17 protein-coding genes are annotated in these 17,976 nt (G+C 59.3%); 12 read left to right on the plus strand and 5 right to left on the minus strand.

The genetic code is table 11. From position 1 onward, the window contains the following. Positions 1 to 15: 15 nt before the first annotated feature. The 3 genes from FHT76_RS31850 (at position 16) to FHT76_RS41485 (ending at position 2,681) form a co-directional block, all read left to right on the plus strand. Entirely contained in the window at positions 16 to 1,377 is a 1,362-nt protein-coding gene (locus FHT76_RS31850; RefSeq protein ID WP_183757117.1) for a formimidoylglutamate deiminase, read from the plus strand. A gap of 57 nt (positions 1,378 to 1,434) precedes the next feature. Then, positions 1,435 to 2,157, plus strand: coding sequence for a histidine utilization repressor (gene hutC, locus FHT76_RS31855; RefSeq protein ID WP_183757116.1), 723 nt, complete (start codon positions 1,435 to 1,437; stop codon positions 2,155 to 2,157). A gap of 332 nt (positions 2,158 to 2,489) precedes the next feature. Further along, complete coding sequence (locus tag FHT76_RS41485) at positions 2,490 to 2,681, plus strand: hypothetical protein (RefSeq protein WP_405049305.1); 192 nt, start codon at positions 2,490 to 2,492, stop codon at positions 2,679 to 2,681. A 170-nt stretch (positions 2,682 to 2,851) separates the two neighbouring features. On the opposite strand, the gene FHT76_RS31860 is transcribed toward FHT76_RS41485, so the two are convergent. Further along, positions 2,852 to 3,202: a hypothetical protein gene (locus FHT76_RS31860; protein WP_246720079.1), complete on the minus strand. Its 351-nt coding sequence runs from the start codon at positions 3,200 to 3,202 to the stop codon at positions 2,852 to 2,854. Positions 3,203 to 3,424: 222 nt separating this feature from the next. Between FHT76_RS31860 and FHT76_RS31865 the strand changes: the two genes are divergently transcribed. Further along, positions 3,425 to 4,171, plus strand: a complete 747-nt coding sequence (locus tag FHT76_RS31865) for a histidine phosphatase family protein (protein WP_183757115.1) — start codon at positions 3,425 to 3,427, stop codon at positions 4,169 to 4,171. A gap of 19 nt (positions 4,172 to 4,190) precedes the next feature. Here FHT76_RS31865 and FHT76_RS31870 read toward each other — a convergent pair whose 3' ends face one another. The 3 genes from FHT76_RS31870 to FHT76_RS31880 form a co-directional block, all read right to left on the minus strand. Continuing rightward, complete coding sequence (locus tag FHT76_RS31870; protein ID WP_183757114.1) at positions 4,191 to 4,526, minus strand: hypothetical protein; 336 nt, start codon at positions 4,524 to 4,526, stop codon at positions 4,191 to 4,193. A 444-nt stretch (positions 4,527 to 4,970) separates the two neighbouring features. Continuing rightward, a complete protein-coding gene (locus FHT76_RS31875; RefSeq protein ID WP_183757163.1) occupies positions 4,971 to 5,594 on the minus strand; it encodes an AraC family transcriptional regulator in 624 nt (207 codons plus the stop codon). A 37-nt stretch (positions 5,595 to 5,631) separates the two neighbouring features. Then, on the minus strand, positions 5,632 to 5,775 hold the full coding sequence (locus FHT76_RS31880; RefSeq protein ID WP_183757113.1) for a hypothetical protein: 144 nt from the start codon (positions 5,773 to 5,775) through the stop codon (positions 5,632 to 5,634). 208 nt (positions 5,776 to 5,983) lie between these two features. Here FHT76_RS31880 and FHT76_RS31885 point away from each other — a divergent pair, with 208 nt between their 5' ends. Then, positions 5,984 to 6,697 carry a DUF899 family protein gene (locus FHT76_RS31885; RefSeq protein ID WP_183757112.1) on the plus strand — a complete coding sequence of 238 codons (714 nt, stop codon included), beginning with the start codon at positions 5,984 to 5,986 and terminating at the stop codon, positions 6,695 to 6,697. Positions 6,698 to 6,716: 19 nt separating this feature from the next. Here FHT76_RS31885 and FHT76_RS31890 read toward each other — a convergent pair whose 3' ends face one another. Continuing rightward, positions 6,717 to 7,607, minus strand: coding sequence for an AraC family transcriptional regulator (locus FHT76_RS31890; protein ID WP_183757111.1), 891 nt, complete (start codon positions 7,605 to 7,607; stop codon positions 6,717 to 6,719). 202 nt (positions 7,608 to 7,809) lie between these two features. Between FHT76_RS31890 and FHT76_RS31895 the strand changes: the two genes are divergently transcribed. The 7 genes from FHT76_RS31895 to FHT76_RS31925 all read left to right on the plus strand — a co-directional run bounded on the left by FHT76_RS31895 (position 7,810) and on the right by FHT76_RS31925 (position 17,882). Then, positions 7,810 to 9,276 carry an alpha-glucosidase/alpha-galactosidase gene (locus FHT76_RS31895; RefSeq protein ID WP_183757110.1) on the plus strand — a complete coding sequence of 489 codons (1,467 nt, stop codon included), beginning with the start codon at positions 7,810 to 7,812 and terminating at the stop codon, positions 9,274 to 9,276. A 122-nt stretch (positions 9,277 to 9,398) separates the two neighbouring features. Continuing rightward, complete coding sequence (locus FHT76_RS31900) at positions 9,399 to 11,486, plus strand: ABC transporter substrate-binding protein (protein ID WP_183757109.1); 2,088 nt, start codon at positions 9,399 to 9,401, stop codon at positions 11,484 to 11,486. Between the two features lie 111 nt (positions 11,487 to 11,597). Next, the gene (locus FHT76_RS31905; RefSeq protein ID WP_183757108.1) at positions 11,598 to 12,605 is read left to right on the plus strand and encodes an ABC transporter permease; all 1,008 of its coding nucleotides are present in this window, start codon (positions 11,598 to 11,600) and stop codon (positions 12,603 to 12,605) included. Between the two features lies 1 nt (position 12,606). After that, complete coding sequence (locus FHT76_RS31910; protein ID WP_183757107.1) at positions 12,607 to 13,740, plus strand: ABC transporter permease; 1,134 nt, start codon at positions 12,607 to 12,609, stop codon at positions 13,738 to 13,740. 10 nt (positions 13,741 to 13,750) lie between these two features. Further along, positions 13,751 to 15,418: an ABC transporter ATP-binding protein gene (locus FHT76_RS31915; protein WP_183757162.1), complete on the plus strand. Its 1,668-nt coding sequence runs from the start codon at positions 13,751 to 13,753 to the stop codon at positions 15,416 to 15,418. Between the two features lie 21 nt (positions 15,419 to 15,439). Further along, on the plus strand, positions 15,440 to 16,810 hold the full coding sequence (locus FHT76_RS31920) for an alpha-glucosidase/alpha-galactosidase (RefSeq protein WP_183757106.1): 1,371 nt from the start codon (positions 15,440 to 15,442) through the stop codon (positions 16,808 to 16,810). Between the two features lie 307 nt (positions 16,811 to 17,117). Further along, a complete protein-coding gene (locus FHT76_RS31925; RefSeq protein ID WP_183757105.1) occupies positions 17,118 to 17,882 on the plus strand; it encodes a sugar phosphate isomerase/epimerase in 765 nt (254 codons plus the stop codon). Positions 17,883 to 17,976 lie beyond the last annotated feature (94 nt).

A 17,976-nucleotide genomic window follows, 5' to 3' on the forward strand; every position in this document is an offset into this window, starting at 1 on the left:
GAGGAGAAAAGCCTAATGACCGGACCTGTCGCGACCAGACTTCACGCCAGCGCGGCTCTGCTACCGGGAGGCTGGCGCGAGAACGTGCGCCTGACCATTGCAGACGGACGAATTGAAGACGTTCAGACAGGTGTTGACGCCGGACCCGGTGACGAGCATCACCAAACGATCGTTCCGGCGATGAGCAACCTCCATAGCCATGCTTTCCAGCGCGCAATGGCTGGCCTTGCAGAGGTCAGGGGCCCTGCGAACGACAGTTTCTGGAGTTGGCGCACCGTCATGTACCGGTTTGCCCTGTCTATGGAACCCGAGCACGTCGAGGCCGTTGCCGCCCAACTCTACATGGAAATGCTCGAGGCCGGCTTTTCGCGCGTCGGAGAGTTCCACTATCTTCACCATGACCGGGACGGAATGCCCTATGGCAATATTGCCGAACTCGCAGAGCGTATCGGTGCGGCAGCAACCACCAGCGGGATCGGCCTGACACTTCTTCCGGTCTTTTACGCCCATTCCGGCTTCGGCGGTAAGACGCCGATTGATGGCCAGCGACGCTTTATCAATAACCTGGACAGCTTTGCCGCTTTGATGGAGGGCTGCCGCGGGGTGACAACCGCAATCCCCGGCGCCGAGCTTGGCATCGCGCCGCACAGCCTGCGGGCCGTAACACCGGAGGAACTTGCCAAGATCGTGCCGCTTGCCGGCGACGGGCCGGTCCATATCCACATCGCCGAGCAGGTCAAGGAAGTGGAAGACTGCGTGGCGTGGTCAAGCGCACGCCCCGTGGAATGGCTGCTTGCAAACGCACCTGTTGATGAGCGCTGGTGCCTGATCCATGCGACACACATGACCGACGCAGAGACACGCGGCATGGCGCAGAGTGGCGCGATTGCGGGTCTTTGCCCGATCACGGAAGCCAACCTTGGTGATGGTACATTCCCCGCGCCACTTTTCATCGAAGAAGGCGGGCGCTTCGGCGTCGGCTCTGACTCGAATGTTCGCATCTCCCTGCCCGGGGAACTGTGTCAGCTCGAATATTCATTGCGACTCGCCTTGAGAGGTCGCAACGTCATTGCCGCCCCTAGCGGTTCGACCGGGCGGAACCTTTTCGATCGCGCGATCGGTGGCGGTGGTGACGCGCTCAAGGCTCCAGGTGGTATCGCAAAGGGAAACCACGCCGACCTCGTTTCGCTCGACGCAACCGCCGTCCCCTATCTCTCCGGCGACCAGCTGCTCGATCATTGGGTCTTTGCCGGTGGCGTCACCATCGACAGCGTCTGGACGCTTGGACGAAAACAGGTCTCGAGCGGACGCCACGTGGCGCGCGAGGACATCAACCGAAGGTTTCTGAAGGCGATGGGCGAGCTCCTGACAACATAGGGCTTCCCTCGCCGCGGTATACCGACTAGAGCGGGAGTCACCAACTGGAGCGTGGCGATGAATCAAGGCAAGGACACAACCTTGCACCAGCGGATCGTGAGCGAGATCGAAGGCCGCATCGTCTCGGGCGAATGGCCTCCTGGCCATCGCATTCCGTTCGAGGTGGATCTCACCAAGGAATATGACTGTTCGCGCATGACCGTGAACAAGGCGCTTACGCAACTGGCCAAGGCGGGTCTCATCGAGCGCAGGAAAAAGTCGGGCAGTTTCGTGACGCAACCTCAAGCGCAATCGGCGGTGCTTGAGATCCACGACATCCGGACGGAGGTTCAGTCACTGAACCTCGCCTATTCCTACGCCGTATCGAAGCGCGAGCAGCGCAAGGCGAGGCCGGACGACATCAGGCGCCTCGATCTTGCATCGGGATCGTCGGTGCTGGACGTATCCTGCATTCATCATGCGGGCGGGCGGCCCTTCTGCCTGGAAGAGCGCCTGATCAGTCTTTCAACTGTCCCGGAAGCCGCCGAAGAAAATTTCGCTGACATGGCGCCGGGTGCGTGGCTGATCAACCAGATACCGTGGAGCAGCGCCGAGCACCGAATCCACGCCGTCTCGGCCGGCGCCGACGAAGCCATTGCCCTGGATATACCGCGTCATACCGCCTGCCTGGTTGTCGAGCGACGTACCTGGAGCAATGTCGGACCAGTCACCCATGTCCGCTTCACCTATCCAGGTGACCGCCATGCGTTGGTAGCGCGCTTCACGCCGGCATCGCAATAGCAAGTCGGCAGCAACCATTATCGACGGGCGTAGGATATTCCCCGTTGCAGTGCTTCAGTAACAGATTTTGACGGTAAGAGCCTTCGTGCGGGTCCACACCGCCCCCAACGCGGCTTCGCCTGCAAAGCATGTGCAATCAGGGCCTTTTGCTATGGAGCGGATGGCAGGCTGTGGATAGCGATATCTCCAGTTCTCGCTGCAGCTGTATTTTGCTCCTTTCCGGAAAACGTACGGTGCCCACCAAGATGACGAAATGTTGATTGGTTCGGCCTATTTCCGAGAAGCCCGGTGAGGCTAAATTCTATCACCGATAGTGTTGCACGGGGGCTGTGATGGACACGCTTCGAAGAATGATATCCGTTGGAATGCTCGTCGCTATTGCAGGTCTCGCATCGGCCTGTTCAACCAGCTCAGAGGCACCCCTCACGACGGGATCGGTCGGGTATGGCAGACATAATGCCGACTTTGATCTCAGACCGGCGTGCAGTGGCGGATTCGGCAACGATCGACCCTGCAGCTATTAGGCGCTTTTACCAGATCAACGGGGTGATTTGACGTCGCCGACACGCGTTGCACTTCTGGGTCGACGACCGTTCGTCCAAACGGGCCGGAGCGTGGCGTCCCTCTTGCTGCGGACGTCCTCTGCCAGACTTGCCGGGTTTCGTAGACGATCTCGGTTGGTGTCTCGCCAATTCTAGCGAAATTGATTCACGACAGAGTACTTTCCGGCTTCCCAGGCCCTCATCTCGCCGCCTTCACAACTGTAGTTTTCATCGGTCTCTGATATTCCGATCCCGATGCCCTCGATGCCTGGATCATCGAAGACGACAAACACATCGGCTTTTCTGACTTTCCGCTGCTGGAAATCTTTCAGGATGTACTTGTAGCACTCGATATCCTGGCGCGAATTCTGAATTAAGATCTGAGCTTCAATCTGTTTGTGACCTCCGATAGCGGGCGCATTTCGGCGAGCGCTGGAAAGGCGAGTGCGAGCATCGGGAAAGCCGCCAGGGGGAAGGGGCATCTGTTCATTGATTGTCGACACCAGAAGCCAGCGATCGGAAATGAATATGAATTTTCAGTCATAAGGTCAGATCCCTCAGAAATTGCAAGTGATCAACGCTGCCTCCCATGTTTTGGGGAGAAATACCCTCACCACGGCTCGCACTTCACGTTACCTGCTGCTTGCGCGAAAGACTGCCCCGATTGAACCGCACGGCCTTTGTCGTCATGATGAGGGCACCTGACATCGAGACACACGACGGCGATGCGTATCTTTCTGGTCCGACATGGCGAATCCCTCGGCAACATTGATGAAAAGGCCTACGGGCAGTTCGGCGACCACAATGTTCCTCTGACGCAATGGGGTTACCGGCAAGTGCAAACGGCCGGTCAGGCGTTGGCGTCCTACCTCGCGGGACTGCCGCAGACCGGCAGCGCCAGCCTGGACATTTGGTACTCTCCCTATTTGCGGACCCGGCAAAGCAAGGACGCGCTTCTCGAAACCCTACCGCCCGAACGGATAGGCGCAATAAGGGAGGATTACCTGCTTCGCGAGCAGGACTTTGGCCTTTTCACGGAAATATACGATCATGCGGAGCGTCGGCAAAAGTTTCCGGACGAGTTCGAAAAATGGGCCAGGCTGCGCAGCACCAGTGGAAAATTCTATGCAAGGCCGCCCGACGGGGAGAGCAGGGCGGACGTCGCCCAGCGTCTCCGGCTTTTCCTGCAAACGGTAATCGACGATGTGTCCGGAATATCCAACGATGTCATTATCGTGGGACATGGGGTGACGAACCGGGCGTTCGAAATGAATTTCCTCCACCTTGCTGTCGACTGGTTTGAGCGCTCCGACAATCCAGGAAATTCCGACGTCACATTGATCGAGGGAAACCGTTCCTCAGGATACAGCTCGTCCCTGCTGCACAAGGCGACCGACCGGATGGAAGGTGATGACGAGCTGCGTATGGCCCACGGATCAGAATTGACGATTGCCCCGAAACAAAAACCATAGGCAGACGTCATCGCCGATGTTAATGGCGAGCAGGGGACAGGCCGCACTCGGTAACCTCCGGCTCGTCCTTGATGCTGGCTTTGATCCGCAGTTCCCAATCCGGACCCAGCTGAAAACCGTGCGCCCGCAGCATGTCAGCCACCTTAGGACAGTCTGCGGGACTGTCGTACTGGCCAGCAAGAGAAACCTCGATGAGCGTCTCCCCGGCGTCCACTGCGCAATCGCCGTTCAGGCCGGTCCCCTGAAGAAACGAGCAGACGGCCTGGGCGCGCTCCAGGCCTGTGCCATCGTTGGAAACGACCGGTGAGCCGGCCGCCAGAATGGCAGCCTCAAACAGCGATACCAAGGTTTTCATCGTAGCCTCCGTGGAGGGAGACATCCGCACCGGTCAACCGATGACTGGAGGCCTCCGTCTTCCTTCCAGGAGATGAAGGATGAAGGGGACATAGGTCGTATATCAGAGGCGGGAAGGGCGCCCCTCGGGATTAAGCGAGCGAATGGAATTTCCGTGGAATGTTAACCCACGAGAAGCCGTGGTTAAGGCGGAAAAGGATGCCACCGCTGGGGTGAGCGGCGGCCAATTTTCCAATTGGACGTTGATTTTTTTGGCACTTTAAGAAGACAGCTGCTCTTCTGCTTACAATACGCTGCCAAAAACTTGTTCTGAGCTGCCATATGCCTCATGCCAATAGGCGATTGGTGCCGGTGGGTGACGGTGAAATCTCGGATGCGCCGTTACCTCCTGAACGTCTCATTGTATCGGTTGGAGCCGCCGATACTGAGAGGGTGTGCTCCCAGTTCAGCGCTTGCAGGCGTGGGTGAACGAGCTGGACTGGTGAAATCCAAGCAACCAGGCGATCCGGGAAGCCTGCAGACCATCCTGCATGCAGGTAATCGTCAGTTCATGTCTCAGACCATCCAATATCAACCCGAAGGCCGTTCCCTGCGCAGCCAGGCGCCGCGCGAATGTCCGCTCGCTGACACCCAGTCGGTGCGCAACATTGTCGGCACTCGCTTCGCCATGAGGCAATAGAGGCGAGATCGTGTTCTCCACCAGCGTCCATGGTCGACACACGCGCGGTGATGGCTTGCTCGCAAAGTCCGACAACAGCTCGGTGAGGAAGGGGTCTATACCGATGACCGGAAGGCCAAGGACGGCTGCGTCGAACGTCAGGCCATCAGAGTAATCGCCGAATTGCACGTCGCAGCCGAATAGAGACTTGATTTGAGCGAGATCTCCGGAGCAATGGTGTGCGAGCGACACACTCAGAGGGATAATCCGGCTTCCCATCAGTTTGCGGCATACGCGAAGAAGCACCGAGGCGACGAACTCGGCGTGATGTCTATCGGTATGGCGCGAAAACCGTTCGAAGGAAACTGCGGGTCGCAGTACGCCCCCCTGATTGTCGAACCGAAGTTCCAGCGTCTGATCTCCGGAAGGTCCAGTTGGGTCGCTAGACTCAGTCCGAACTTGTGCGCCTCAGAAGCGGCAGCGGATCGCTGTCTTCCCGCTTGATCCGCGCGAGCGCAAGCTGTGAAGCAAACCCTATCGCGGTCGCAGCAGCAGCTAGCCCCTGAAACTTGTTCTTGAGGACTTGAGACATCACTCCCCCTGGTCTCGTGCTTATAAGTGCCAACAACATGATGAGGCCTCTCGTAGCGGAGGGCAAATGTGGTCCTGGCGCGAACGGACGGAAATTTCGGAGAAAATTTCAGCCACCTGTCGATTTTCGCTTTTGTCAAACGTTCCTTGTCAGGATGGCGACCGGTGCAAGGTTCGCCGGCGTTTTAGAACAAAGGAGGAGTCTCGTGATGGATCAGAACAACCTTGTCTCTGCCAGAGAACTGGCAAGAAGAAACGCCCTCACCTTTCCAAACGAAAGTAGCGAATACAGGCAGGCGCGCGACGAACTCCTTGCCGAAGAAATCGAGCTGCGCCGCCATATCGAGCGCGTCGCCGAGCAGCGTCGGGCTTTGCCGCCAGGTGGCGAGGTAACCAGAGACTACACATTCCGGGGGCCGGATGGCGAAGTCACAATGCATGACCTCTTTGCCAACAAGACCACGTTGGTGATCTACAGCTACATGTATGGACCCAATCGCGAGCGGCCATGCCCAATGTGCACGTCCATGCTGTCTGCCTTCGATGGCGAGGTTCCGGACATATGCCAGCAGGTTGCCTTTGCGGTCGTTGCGCGTTCGCCGATAGACCGTTTGCTGGCGTTCAAGAAGGAGCGGGGCTGGCATCACCTCCCACTCTATTCCGATACAACGGACGAATTTAGTCGTGACTATCATGCCATCGGACCCGATGGCAGTGACGATGCCGCCTATAATGTCTTCACCCTGAAGAATGGCGCGATCCGTCACTTCTGGAACCCGGAAATGGGACCGGCAACCGCCGATCCCGGTCAGGATCCGCGCGGCGCACCGGATTTCATGCCTCTCTGGACCGTCCTCGACACAACCCCGGAAGGCAGACCGGCGACCTGGTATCCCAAGCTCACTTACGACCTCGCCCGGTAGCCGGCGCGTTTCGCGGGCGTCAGCGCACCTTGCCGACGCTCGCATACATGCCGGTCGTGCGGAACTCTGTCGGATTGGTTCCGTATACCCGCCGGAAGACCTTGGAGAAATAGTTTGCGTCTTCGAACCCCGAGCGGATCGCCACTTCCTTCACCGGCATGTTGGCGGTCTTGGTCAACAGCTTCACAGCCCGCCTCAACCGCTTTTGCAAGACGAACTCAGCCGGTGGGAGGCCCTCATTGGCTGCGAACATTCGTGAGAAGTGGGCCCGGCTGAGGCCGGCGATCCGGGCAAGATCCTCCACGGGCAAGGGACGCTCGAGGTTTGCCGAGATGTAGTCGATGACATGCTGCATCGTACGGTATTCCTCACTGAAAACCGGATGCGATCCAAAGACATCGTCGTACAGCGCCATCGCGGCCTCGTAGGCGATGGCGGAGGCGAGCCCCGGCGTTTCCGCGCCATTGATCAGGCGCAGGCTGCAATCCGCAAGATGCTCGATTGTTTGCGGCTGCAGCTTCAGGATCGGTCCCGTGACGGCAAGTATCGAGCGATGGATACGCAGCGCCTCCTCACCGTTCATCGAAATCCAGAAGAACTCCCAGCGATCACCGTCATCAAGCCAGTAGCGATGATTGTGGGGGACCAGGACCAAAAGCGTCTCGCCTTCCTTGACGCGAAGTTGGCGGTTCTCGTACCGCAGGTTTCCCGCCCCGCCGATCGTGTGCTGCAAAACGGTAAAAGGTGTTTGTCCGCGCTTGCGGCCGTCCCAGTCGTAGGTGGCATTTTCGCGAATCTCGTAGCCGGTGCTGGTGGGCATCGTATGCAGGCTCTGGCGGCCACGAGGCAGCGACACCGTCCGCATCACCGGTCCGTTGTCAATCAATTTCTGCAGCACAAAATTACCCATGAAAGCATAATCCTTCTCTGGCGGCATCGCCGAATATGCGCATAATCCGCCCTCAAGAGAGAGAACACCGCCAGCACCGAGGACCGGCGGGGAGGAGAATAAGCCCGTTTTCTGGCCTTTTCTAGCGTCGAGCGCAAGCCCGGGCGCTAATCTTCTTCTCATCGTTCAGCGACGGCAATTTTATCGCATTGAGGCAGGGATCATGAGTTTCAAAATCGCTATCATCGGCGCGGGCAGCGTCGGCTTCACGAAAAAACTGTTTACCGATATCCTTTGCGTTCCTGAGTTCCAGGACGTCGAGTTCGCGCTGACCGACATGAGTGAACACAATCTGACGATGATCAAGCAGATCCTTGATAAGATCGTCTTGTCCAACAAGCTGCCAACCAAGGTGACGGCGACGACCAACCGCCGCGAGGCCTTGACCGGCGCGCGCTACATCATCAGCTGCGTGCGCGTTGGCGGCCTCGAAGCCTATGCCGACGATATCCGCATTCCGCTGAAATATGGCATTGACCAGTGCGTCGGTGACACGATTTGCGCTGGCGGCATTCTTTATGGCCAGCGCAATATCCCGGTCATTCTCGACTTCTGCAAGGACATCCGCGAAGTCGCCGAGCCAGGCGCCAAGTTCCTGAACTACGCGAACCCGATGGCGATGAACACCTGGGCCGCGATCGAGTACGGCAAGGTCGACACCGTCGGTCTCTGCCACGGCGTCCAGCACGGTGCCGAGCAGATCGCCGAAGTGCTCGGCGCGAAGTCTCCTTCCGAACTCGATTACATCTGCTCGGGCATTAACCACCAGACCTGGTTCGTCGATCTGAAGCTAAACGGCCGCAAGATCGGCAAGGACGAGCTTGTCGCCGCCTTTGAGGCCCATCCAGTCTTCTCGCAGCAGGAAAAGCTGCGCATCGACGTCCTGAAGCGTTTCGGCGTCTACTCGACGGAGAGCAACGGCCACCTCTCGGAATACCTCCCCTGGTACCGCAAGCGGCCGGACGAGATCACCAAGTGGATCGACATGTCCGACTGGATCCACGGCGAGACCGGAGGTTACCTCCGCCACTCGACCGAAACGCGTAACTGGTTCGAGACGGAATTCCCGCAGTTCCTGGCTTCGGCCGAAAAGCCGATCGATCCGGCCAAGCGCTCGAACGAACATGCCAGCCATATTCTCGAAGCGCTGGAAACCGGACGCGTCTATCGTGGCCACTTCAACGTCAAGAACAACGGCGTCATCACCAACCTGCCGCCCGACGCGATCATCGAATCGCCCGGTTTCGTCGACCGATTCGGCATCAATATGGTCTCCAGCATTACGATTCCGGAAGCATGTGCGGCAACCTGCATGGCGTCGATCAATGTTCAGCGCATGTCGGTCCATGCTGCAATCAGCGGCGACATCGACCTCTTGAAGCTCGCCGTCCTGCACGATCCGCTGGTCGGTGCCGTCGCGACCCCGGAAGAGGTCTGGCAGATGGTCGACGAGATGGTCGTCGCCCAGGCCCGCTGGCTTCCGCAGTATGCGGATGGTGTTCCGGCAGCAAAGGAACGTCTCGCGAAATCGACCGTCAAGACCCGCGACTGGGCCGGTGCTGCCCGCCGCAACGTCCGTTCGATCGACGAACTGCGTGCCGAAAAGGCGGCGCTGAAGCAGGCCGTCTGAGTTTCCCGGAGGACGGGTGGCGATGGGGCTCCGGGAGGGACCCTATCGTCGCAAGCCTGTTGCCGGATCGTTTGAGGAGAACCGGGGTCGCCGCGCGCGCCTCGAAACAAGAGGGAGAGACGATGAGAAATTTCCGCAACCTTGGCATTCTTGCCGGACTGGCGCTGAGCGTCTCGGTCCAGGCTTTGAACGCTTATGCTTCCGAGCCAACAGCACCGCCCGTTCCGCCGCAATTTCCGGCGGAAGGCAAGATCAAATACGTCTCGAGAGATTCCATCGAGGAATTCAAGGCACTTCCATCCTACAATGAACCAGACTGGGTGAAGAAGAACTTCGTCGACACCGGCAAGCTGCCCCCGGTGAAGGATCGCCTTCCCAAGGAGCCGCTCGTCTTCAAGACCGAGAACATGGTTGACGGCATCGGGGTCTACGGCGACACCATGCGTCACGTTATCGGCGGCCGGCCGGAGGGTTGGAACTACGGCGCCGGCCAGACACAAGGCTGGGGTGGCATCGATATCGGCCTTTCGGAATGCCTGACGCGCACCGCACCGCTCTTCCAGGTCCAGGCCAAGGACACCGAACCGCTTCCGAACCTCGCCAAGGGCTGGGAGTGGTCGCAGGATGGTCACAAGCTGACGATGCACCTTGTCGAAGGTGCGAAATGGTCGGATGGCGTGCCGTTCAACGCTGATGACATTATGTTCTACTGGGAAGACGAGGTCATCGATCCGAACGTTTCGCCGCTTGGCGGCGGCGCTTCGCCCGAGGCTTTCGGCGAGGGAACGACGCTCAAGAAGATCGATGATTACACCGTCGAGTGGACCTTCAAGGAAGCGTTCCCGAAGCAGTATCTTTACACGATGGCCTATCCGAGCTTCTGCCCGGGCCCATCGCATATTCTGAAGCCGCAGCATCCGAAGTATTCGAAGAACACGTATGATCAGTTCAAGAATGCGTTCCCGCCGGAATACATGAACATGCCGGTCATGGGTGCCTGGGTGCCTGTCGAATACCGTCCGGACGACATCATCGTGATGCGCCGCAATCCCTACTATTGGAAGGTCGACGAGAAGGGCAATCAGCTGCCTTACCTCAACGAGCTGCACTATAAGCTGTCGACCTGGGCGGACCGTGACGTGCAGGCGGTTGCCGGATCCGGCGACATTTCCAACCTGGAGCAACCTGAAAACTTCGTGGCGTCGCTGAAGCGCGCCGCCGAGAAGACCGCGCCCGCACGCCTCGCCTTCGGTCCACGCCTGATCGGCTACAACATGCGCATGAACCTGTCCGCCAACGGCTGGGGCGATCCTGATGCTCGTGGCCAGGCCCTCCGCGATCTGAACCGCAATGAAGACTTCCGAAAGGCGGTCACCATGGGTCTCGACCGCAAGGCGATCGGTGACTCCCTGGTTAAGGGTCCGTTCACAGCGATTTATCCCGGCGGCCTCTCCTCCGGCACGAGCTTCTACGACCGCAATTCCGTGGTCTACTACCCCTTCGACCTGAAGGCCGCCAAAGAGCTCTTGGGCAAGGTCGGCCTCAAGGATACCGACGGGGACGGGTTCGTGAACTTCCCTGCGGGGACGGCCGACGGCAAGAACGTCGAGATCGTGCTGCTCGTCAACAACGGCTATGCAACAGACAAGAGCCTTGCCGAAGGCGTCATCGGCCAGATGGAAAAGCTCGGGCTGAAGGTGATCCTGAATGCATTGGACGGCCCCAAGCGTGACGACGCCCACTACAGCGGCCGCTTCGATTGGCTCATCCAGCGCAGCTCGCCGGAACTTGCCTCGGTTGTTCAGAACACCGAGCAGCTGGCGCCCGTCGGCCCACGGACGAGCTGGCAGCATCGCGCCGGCAAGGACGGCAAGGTTGATCTGATGCCCTACGAAGAAAAGCTGGTCGATATCGTCACAAAGTTCCAGACCAGCCAGGACAACAACGAGCGCGTCGAGCTGATGAAGCAGTACCAGAAGGTGGCAACCGAGAATGTCGATACGGTCGGCCTCACGGAATACCCAGGTGCACTGATCATCAACAAACGCTTCTCGAACGTCCCGGAAGGCACCCCGATCTTCATGTTCAACTGGGCCGAAGACTCCGTCATCCGCGAACGTTTGTGGGTGGCCGCCGACAAGCAGGGCAAATACGAGCTCTTCCCGGAGCAGCTGCCCGGCAAGCCCGGTGACAAGGGTCCGATCAACTAAGACTTCCCTCCCAACCGAAAAGCCGGTCGCGCGTGAAGCGCGGCCGGGCAATATCAACAAGCCGGCCGCACCGACAGGCGCGACTGGCGGCAAGGAGAAGCGAACCGTCCGATGTTACGATTCCTGCTCGTGCGCATAGCCTCCGCGATCCCGGTACTGATCATTTTGAGCATCGTAACCTTCGCGATCATCCAGGCTCCCCCCGGTGACTATGCCGACTACATCCGTTCGCAGCTGATCAATCAGAGTGGAGCGTCCTTCGCGGCCGCCGATGCGCAGGCCCAGGCCTATCGCGTCGCTCATGGCCTCGATCAGCCGATGGTGATCCAGTATTTCAACTGGATCAAAGGTATCGTGACACAAGGCGATTTCGGCTACAGCATGTTTTATAACAAGCCCGTGGCGGACGTTGTGGCCGAGCGACTGCCACGCACGTTGGCCCTGGCTTTGGTCTGCCACATCTTCGCGTCGGTGCTTGGTATCGGTTTTGGCATCTGGGCGGCCACCCGCCAGTACAGCTGGATCGACAGCCTGCTCTCCGGCGTCTCCTTCCTCGGCATGACGGTGCCGCGCTTCCTGATGGCGTTGATCATCGTCTATCTCCTCGTCTTTCAATTCAACGTCTCGGAAATCGGCAGCTTCTTCTCGCCGCAGTATGGCGGAGCGCCGTGGTCCTGGGCGAAATTCGTCGACCTCGTCAGCCATGTCTGGCCGGTCGTCGCCATCGCCACCTTTGGCGGTCTCGCCTACAACATGCGCGTCATGCGGGGCAATCTGCTCGACACGCTGAACGCCCAGTATGTCGAAACGGCGCGCGCCAAGGGATTGTCGGGTGGTGCGGTCGTCATGCGCCATGCTGTGCCAAATGCGCTCCACCCGCTCGTCATGTATCAGGGCGTCGTGCTCCCCTACATGCTGACTGGCGAAATAGAGACTGCAATCATTTTCTCGCTGCCGACCGTCGGCCCGGCCATCGTCGGCTCGATGGCAATCGGCGACGTCTACGTCACGGCAACCTTCATGATGGTCCTTTCGGCGACGCTCATCGTCGGCAACATCATCGCCGACATGCTGCTCGCCATGCTGGACCCGCGGGTCCGCCAGTACGGAGGAGCATGATATGCTCGCCTTTGATTCTGCTCCCCCACCGCCCCACGAAGAAACCATCAAGAACGCACCGTACGGCAACGAAAGCTATCTGTCGCTTGTCTGGCGTCGCCTGAGGCGCTCATGGACCGGCATGATGGGGCTGATACTCGTTGGTCTCCTGCTTTTCATGGCCGTCTTTGCTGATTTCTTCGCACCGATGGACCCCAAGGCGACGGACGTCGGCTTCGCGCCACCGCAGATGATCAGCTTCCACGACAAGGACGGCAACTTCACCTATTCGCCCCGCGTCTATGCACTCGGCGAATCCGAGGAGCTCGATCCCGTCACCTTCCAGCCAATCGTCGGCCCGGACTATGACAATCCGCGCCTGCTCGGCTTCTTTGTACCGGGCGCGGAATACAATCTCCTCGGGCTCATTCCGGCAAACCGACACTTCTTCGGGTCGATCGATGGCCAGCCGGTGCATTTTCTCGGCACCGACAAGTTCGGCCGCGACATCCTTTCGCGCGCCATTATCGGCTCGCGGATTTCGCTGACGATCGCGCTCACCGTGGTCTTCATCGTGACCATGATCGGCACGACGGTTGGCATGGTGTCCGGCTATTTCGGCGGCGCGTTCGATACCTGGGTGCAACGCTTCGTGGAAGTGGTTCTCGCCTTTCCGCAGCTCCCGCTCTACCTAGCACTGACCTCGCTGATCCCGGTGACCGCGCCAACCAATGTCTTCCTTGCATTCGTCATCGTCGTCATGTCGGCCCTCGGCTGGGCACAGATGTCGCGCGAGGTGCGCGGCAAGACGCTGGCGCTCGCACGCATCGACTATGTCCGGGCAGCGATGGCCGTCGGCGCTACCGACCGGCGTATCATCTTCCAGCATATCTTCCCGAACGTGATGAGCCACGTCATCGTTGCCGTGACGCTGCATATCCCGAGCGTTGTGCTGCTTGAATCCTTCCTCGGCTTCCTCGGCTTTGCCGTGAAGCCGCCGCTGATCTCTTGGGGCCTGATGCTGCAGGACACCGCCAATTACTCGGTGATTGGCACCTATCCGTGGATTCTGGCGCCCGTCGGCTTCGTGCTCGTCACCGTCTTCGCTTTCAACGCGCTGGGCGACGGCCTGCGTGACGCAGTCGATCCTTATTGAGGTGAAGAACATGGCACTTGCACTCGTCAACTCCTTCGCCCCATCCGTCCGTTTCGATCACGAAGCGCACAAGGAGAGCCCCGTCATCGACGCCCGCAACATCGGCGTGAACTTCAAGGTCGAGCAAGGCACCGTGGAGGCGGTGAAAGATATTTCCTTCCAACTCTACCGCGGGGAGACCATCGCGATCGTCGGTGAATCCGGCTCGGGAAAATCGGTGACAGCCAGAACCGTCATGGGACTTCTGTCGAAGCGTGCTGTGGTCGCACCGAAGTCGACCGTCAAATATGACGGCGCCAATATCCTGAAGTTCTCCGAGCGCCAGCGCCGCAAACTGCGTGGCGACCGGATTTCGATGATCTTTCAGGAGCCGATGAGCTCGCTGAATCCGATCTATACGATCGGGAGCCAGATCGTAGAGGCCATCCGGGTGCATCGCAAGATGAGCAGGAAGCAGGCGGAAGCCCGCGCGCTGGAGCTGCTGAAGCATGTTCAGATCCCCGATCCAGAAGCACGGCTCAAGCAGTATCCGCACCAGCTCTCCGGCGGCCAACGCCAACGCGTGATGATCGCCATGGCGCTCTCCAACGACCCCGACGTGCTGATTGCTGACGAACCGACGACGGCGCTCGACGTCACCGTCCAGGCGCAGATCCTCAACCTGATCCGCAACCTGCAGACGGAAATGCGGATGGCGGTGATCCTGATCACCCACGATCTCACGGTCGTGCGGCAGTTCTCCGACTACGTCTACGTCATGCAGCATGGCGAGATGCGTGAGCACAACACGACCGAGAAGCTTTTTGCCAATCCGCAGCATGTCTATACCAAGCACCTGCTAGGCTCTGAGCCGCGGGGGCAGGCCAACCCGCTGCCCGAGGGGTCCGACGTCATCCTCGATGCCAAGGGCGTACGCGTGTCCTTCATGATGCGGCATGGCAGCTTCTTCAAACCGCAACTGAAGGAGCTCGTCGCCGTCGACAGCCTCAGCCTGACACTTCGCCGCCACGAGACGCTCGGCCTCGTCGGGGAGTCCGGCTCCGGCAAGACCACATTCGGACAGGCGCTGCTTCGGCTGAACGACACCGATGGAGGCGAGATTTATTTCGATCGCCAGCCAATCCACGGAAAATCGCGTGCCGAGATGCGGCCGCTGCGCTCGCGCATGCAGGTCGTGTTCCAGGACCCGTTCTCCTCGCTCAATCCGCGCATGACGATCGGCCAGATCATCGAGGAGGGGCTCGTTGTCAACAAGCTCGGAGCAACAAGAGCCGAACGGCTCGACCGCGTCCGCGAGGCGCTGATTGCAGCTGGCATGCCAGGCAATATCCTGTCGCGTTTCCCGCACGAGTTTTCCGGTGGTCAGCGCCAGCGTATCGCAATTGCCCGCGCCATCGCGCTCGAACCCGAATTCATCCTGCTCGACGAACCAACGTCTGCCCTCGACCTGTCGGTCCAGGCCCAGATCATTGAGCTGCTGCGCAAGCTGCAGGACGAACGCGGCCTCAGCTATCTCTTTATTTCGCACGATCTCAAGGTCGTGCGTGCCCTCTGCCACCGTGTGATTGTCATGCAGCATGGCAAGATCATGGAGGAGGGGCCCGTCAACGAAGTTCTCACCAATCCCAAGACCGCCTACACGGAACGGCTCGTCAAAGCCGCTTTCGAGGTAGCCTGATTGCACATGCCGGAGGTTATAATGGCAAGAAATCCCAAGATCACGTTTATCGGAGCTGGCTCCACTGTTTTCATGAAGAACATCATCGGTGATGTGCTGCAACGCCCAGCCTTGTCGGGCGCCACGATCGCCCTGATGGATATCAACCCGCAGCGCTTGGAAGAAAGCGCCATCGTCGTCAACAAGCTGATCTCGACGCTCGGCGTCAAGGCCAAAGCCGAGACCTATTCGGACCAGCGCAAGGCACTTGATGGAGCCGACTTCGTGGTCGTCGCCTTCCAGATCGGCGGGTATGAGCCCTGCACGGTCACCGACTTCGAGGTCCCGAAGAAGTATGGTTTGCGTCAGACGATTGCCGACACGCTCGGAGTCGGCGGGATCATGCGTGGCCTTCGCACCGTCCCGCACCTCTGGAAGATCTGCGAGGACATGCTTGCCGTCTGCCCTGAAGCGATCATGCTTCAGTATGTCAACCCGATGGCAATCAATACTTGGGCGATCGCGGAGAAGTATCCAACCATCAAGCAGGTCGGCCTCTGCCATTCGGTGCAGGGCACAGCCATGGAACTGGCACACGATCTCGACATCCCCTACGAGGAGATCCGCTACCGCTCGGCCGGTATCAATCACATGGCTTTCTATCTGAAGCTTGAACATCGCCTGCCCGACGGATCCTACAAGAACCTCTATCCGGATCTCATGCGCGCCTATCGCGAGGGCCGCGCTCCGAAGCCGGGCTGGAATCCTCGCTGCCCGAACAAGGTCCGGTATGAAATGCTGACGCGGCTCGGCTACTTCGTCACCGAGAGCTCGGAGCACTTCGCCGAATACACTCCCTACTTCATCAAGGAAGGCCGCGAGGATCTGATCGAGAAGTTCGGCATTCCGCTCGACGAATATCCGAAGCGTTGCATCGAACAGATCGAGCGCTGGAAGGGACAGGCGGAGGCCTATCGCTCGGCTGACAAGATCGAGGTCAAGCAGTCGAAAGAATACGCCTCTTCGATCATCAACTCGGTTTGGACCGGCGAACCCTCGGTCATCTACGGCAACGTTCGTAACAATGGATGCATCACGTCGCTTCCAAACAATTGCGCCGCTGAAGTGCCATGCCTCGTCGACGCATCCGGCATCCAGCCGACGTTTATCGGCGATCTGCCACCGCAGCTCACGGCCCTCATGCGCACCAACATCAACGTTCAGGAGCTGACCGTCCAGGCCATGATGACGGAAAACCGCGAGCACATCTATCACGCCGCCATGATGGACCCGCACACCGCGGCCGAACTCGATCTTGATCAGATCTGGTCAATGGTGGACGATCTGCTCGCCGCCCATGGCGACTGGCTGCCGGCGTGGGCACGCACCGGCCGCAAGGTTCAGGCCGCCTGACCATCTCTCTCCCGGTCACGGCCATATGAAGTCCCGCGGCAATGCCGCGGGACTTTTCTTCTCCTACACTCTCACCAAGGTTGTTCCGGGCGGCTTCGCGGTCAATGAACGGAGCAATTCTCTCGCCACCAGGCAAGGCATTAGACGGTCTCCAGCAGCTTGTGCGTCAACCCAATCTCGTCGAAAATACCCACTCGAAAGCTGTGACTCGCCAGCCATGGCTTGCCGCATTCGATGGACTGCGCTTGCTCTCTGGGCAGACCATCAACGATGATCCGGCAAATTTCGTTCGGCCGGAGGCTGTTGAATGACCAGACCAATCCTGTCCCTGCAGCTCTTCTCGATGAGAGGCCTTGGGTCGCTCGATGCGCAACTTTCGGCCGCCGCCCGCGCCGGTTTCCGCTCGGTGGAGCCGCTGGAAAGTCATTTGCGCGATACAGACGAGCTGAAGCAAGGCCTCATACGCCATGGGCTAAGCGCGCCGACCGCCCATGTCACCCTGGACACACTCCGACGTGAGGCTGGGCCAATCCTCACAGCCTGTGAAGTGTGCGGAATAGGGGAACTGTACGTTCCGCATCCTGCACCGCCGGCCTCACAGGAGACCGCGAGCGCCTGGCAGCGCTTGGGTCGCGAGTTGGGCGCCTTGGCCGAACGGTTCAAGCGGGACCACATCGCGCTGGGCTATCACAACAAGATGGCAGGGTTTACGCGACTTCTCGGTGGTCGGTACGGGTTTGAACTCATGTTCGATACTGCCAAGGGAAGTCCGTTGACGTGGCAGGCAGACATTGCCTGGCTATCACGTGCAGGTGTGGTTCCAGAGGAATGGTTGCACAGATATGCGCCGATCCTTGCGTCGGCCCACGTCAAGGACCAGGCACCTGAGGGTGCCAGGAAGGACGAGGACGGTTGGTCGGATGTCGGCTCAGGCATTCTGGTGTGGCCATTGTTGTGGCGCGCAGCCCTCCTGAATGGTGCTCGCACCCTGGTAGTCGAACACGACAATCCGCGGCAGCCCACAGAATTCGCAACAAGGAGTTTTGCCTATCTGAGCCGCTTCATGTCCTGACCCGGACCGAGGCGGAATAGTTGGACCCCTTCCAGCCCGCAATTCGGGACAACATCGGCCAAGTTCCATTTGCCGCGATTGCCGAGCAGATCAC

The sequence above is a fragment of the Rhizobium sp. BK176 genome, from assembly GCF_024808055.1.